This window comes from Microvirga sp. KLBC 81, from assembly GCF_003075415.1.
Taxonomy (GTDB): domain Bacteria; phylum Pseudomonadota; class Alphaproteobacteria; order Rhizobiales; family Beijerinckiaceae; genus Microvirga.
Map to the genome: position 1 here is coordinate 1 of NZ_QDAH01000192.1, position 2,959 is coordinate 2,959.

4 protein-coding genes are annotated in these 2,959 nt (G+C 61.2%); 2 read left to right on the forward strand and 2 right to left on the reverse strand.

Features of this window, described 5'->3' with window-relative positions; translation table 11 throughout:
- Positions 1-193 precede the first annotated feature (193 nt).
- Together DC522_RS32960 and DC522_RS32965 are read left to right on the forward strand one after the other, a co-directional pair.
- Positions 194-676, forward strand: a complete 483-nt coding sequence (locus DC522_RS32960) for a phage integrase N-terminal SAM-like domain-containing protein (protein WP_116532623.1) — start codon at positions 194-196, stop codon at positions 674-676.
- Positions 677-739: 63 nt separating this feature from the next.
- Positions 740-1,042: a tyrosine-type recombinase/integrase gene (locus tag DC522_RS32965; protein ID WP_116532624.1), complete on the forward strand. Its 303-nt coding sequence runs from the start codon at positions 740-742 to the stop codon at positions 1,040-1,042.
- Between the two features lie 64 nt (positions 1,043-1,106).
- Here the strand turns inward: DC522_RS32965 and cobF are convergent, their stop codons facing one another.
- A complete protein-coding gene (cobF, locus tag DC522_RS32970; protein ID WP_116532625.1) occupies positions 1,107-1,874 on the reverse strand; it encodes a precorrin-6A synthase (deacetylating) in 768 nt (255 codons plus the stop codon).
- Positions 1,871-2,917 (reverse strand): threonine-phosphate decarboxylase CobD, encoded by a 1,047-nt coding sequence (gene cobD / locus DC522_RS32975; protein WP_116532626.1) that lies wholly within the window; start codon positions 2,915-2,917, stop codon positions 1,871-1,873. Before cobD ends, cobF begins: the two co-directional genes overlap by 4 nt.
- Between the last annotated feature and the right edge of the window lie 42 nt (positions 2,918-2,959).

Consider the following 2,959-nt stretch of genomic DNA (forward strand, 5'->3'; position numbering starts at 1 on the left):
GAGAGCCAAGATGAGTGAATCACGAAGCCGCCACACCGCATAGCCCCAACGATTCCGTCAGAACTGCCGTTGCTCTAGCTGCAGGATTTTTCGTCATGTCAACGACGTCATCCACGTACCACCTTAGGGCGTTTGCCGCCCGTCGTGGACAGCGTTAGCTTCAGCTTGTCCACGACAGGGTTGGAGCGCGCTCATGCATCTCCAGCGCATTGTTCTGCCCAGCGGCAAAGTCACCTGGACCGCCTATGGCGGCGATGCCGTCATCCCTGTGATCCGGGATTTCGTCACCTACCTCGAAGCGCGTCACTACGCGCCTCGCACTGTCAGCCACTACGCCCGGCACGTGGTCCGGCTCGGCAACTATCTCGCGGCGCTGGGCAAGAACTTCCGCGAGATCACGGCCACGGATCTCGACCGGTTCATCCCAGCCGTCGCCACATCCGGCCGGAAGCTCGATGTCCAAACTGCCACCGTCATTCCGCTGCGGCCCGAGCATGTGGAGGTCTCGGCCAGCCTGCACAACCAGATCCTGTTTGGCATCAAGGCGTTCTACGCCTGCCTCAAGATCCGGGGTCCAGCGGCTCTGTTCGGCACGGCCGAGAGGCCGCGTGCCTATGCGCCCGATGCCTATCAACCGTTCCTGGCGCATGTGGCCGCTCGCAAGCCTCGCCGGTAGGTCGAGAGCCGATCGAACGCCAGCGCCCGGGCTGCCTCGACCAAGCGTGCCGCCGATCATCGCCTGACGCCGGACCAGGTTCTCAGGATCATCGAGGCCGCTGCGTTGATGCGGGATGCCTTCCTCGTGGTCGTTCTCTACACGACCGGGATGCGCATCGGTGAGGCGCGCGGCTTGCTTCACGAAGACGTCCGGCCGGATGAGAACCTCGTCTGGGTCACGCCGCGCAATCTCGAGAACGGCGCCCGGGTCAAGAGCGGCCAGCCACGACCGGTCCCGGTGCCGGACTTCCTCATGCGCATGTACGAGGACTACATCGCCAGCGACGAGTTCCTGCTGGCTTTCAAAGCCAGAACGGACCAATAAAGCATGAGGTTCTGGTGCGGAACCATGGAGGAAGCATTCATCCCTGATAGCAGGGATGAGGCGATCATGCGTCGTCTCTCTCCTGTTTCAGGAGGTATATGTCCATAATCCATCCCTTCTTCTGGCGAAGATTTCGACGGACCTCCTCGATCTGATCCGCGACCTCTTCAAGAGGGCCTGCAATGATCGTCTCATCCGGCATTCCAAGATACGCGCCCCAATAGATAGTGGAATTCGCGGCCGGTGCGGCCCTGAAGCTGTTCTCGCCGTCGAGCATGACCAGGATGCTTTCGGCATCGCCCGTGCGGCCCTCGGCGAATTTCCGTCCTGTCGTGATGTGAACGGCTTCGCCGATGTTGTTCAATGGGATCTTGTGGACTGCCGCCAGCGCCTGAGCACTGCTGATTCCTGGGATCACCTCATACTCGAAACTCACATTCTGCTGCGCCAAGACGCGCTGAAGGATCCTGATCGTGCTGTCGTAGAGCGCAGGATCACCCCATACGAGGAACGCGCCGCACTCATCCGCTTCGAGCTCATCGCGGATCAGGTCCTCGAAGATAGCGGCCCTTGCCTTGTGCCATTCCTCGACGCCGTGCCGGTAATCGGCCGACCGCGCATCGCGCTCGGGATTGTGGGCGCGGACGACACGGTAGTCAGAATTCTCGATGAAACGCCGACAGATTTCCTCGCGTACATCGATGAGTTCGCTGGCAGCCGCCCCCTTGTCGATCATGAAGAAAACATCGACCTTATTGAGCGCCTTGATAGCCTGAATGGTCATGTGATCGGGATTTCCCGATCCAAGGCCGATCACGTAGATTTTTCTCATGCGATGCCCTCCTCGCGCTGGGACGTTGCGGCCCTCTCGACCTTGCTGGCGAACTCGGCAAGCGCCGTTTCGAGACGCGCCCAGGCTTCATCCGATCCCGGAAGTCCGAAGCGCAAACGGTTCGGATTGTCCTTGAAAGGCCGCGTCCAAATTCCGCGTCTTCCGAGATGGGTGAACAGGTTCGCTGCGGCAGGGTTCTCGATCAGCCGATAGAGGGTTGTACCCATCGAGGTTGTTCCGATCGCCTGTTGCAGAAGCCTGTCGAGATGAGCGGCATCGTTCGCTCTGGCCTCAGCAGCGGCAACCCGCCATTGCCTGTCCCGCAGAGCCTTCCGCCCCACCTCGATCGCCGGTCCGGCTACCGCCCAAGGCCCGAGAGCCGCGCGCACGAGACCTGCGATGTCAGGCTGCGCGACGGCAAAGCCCAGTCGTATTCCTGCAAGCCCGTAGGTCTTGCCGAACGAGCGCAGAACGATAGTCCCGTTCGGGAGAGAAGACACCATCGTCTCGCCGGAGTCGAAATCGGCAAAGGCTTCGTCCACCACAAGCCAGCCGCCGCGCCGATGAAGCCGCGATGCCAGATCGATCAACATTCGCCGCTGAAGGACGCGACCGTCGGGATTGTTGGGATTGACGATAACGAGAACATCCGTCTCGTGATCGTCGTCGGGCGAAACGATGTCCACAACCTCATGCCCTGCTCTGCGCCAGGCATGCGCATGCTCGGCATAGGTCGGCCCGAGCACGCTAACCTTCGAGCGTGGTCGTAGATGCGGCAGGAGGCTGATGAGGATCTGCGTGCCTGGCGCAGCCACCACTCCCGCAGCATCCGTCGCTTCATAGGACTCGGCGGCAGCCGCTTCCAGATCCGCGTGAGCATCAGGTGTCGGCAGCCGCTCGAACGAGGACGCTGGCAAGGCAGGCATGGGATACGCTATGGGATTGATCCCCGTCGACAGGTCCACCCACGGCTCGGGCGCATCGGGAAAGAGCCTCCGGGCTTCTTCAAGATTTCCGCCGTGAGGGATCTGTGTCTCAACCATTCGATTCAACCCATGTCCTGGTCCGATAGCTTCCTGGTTCTG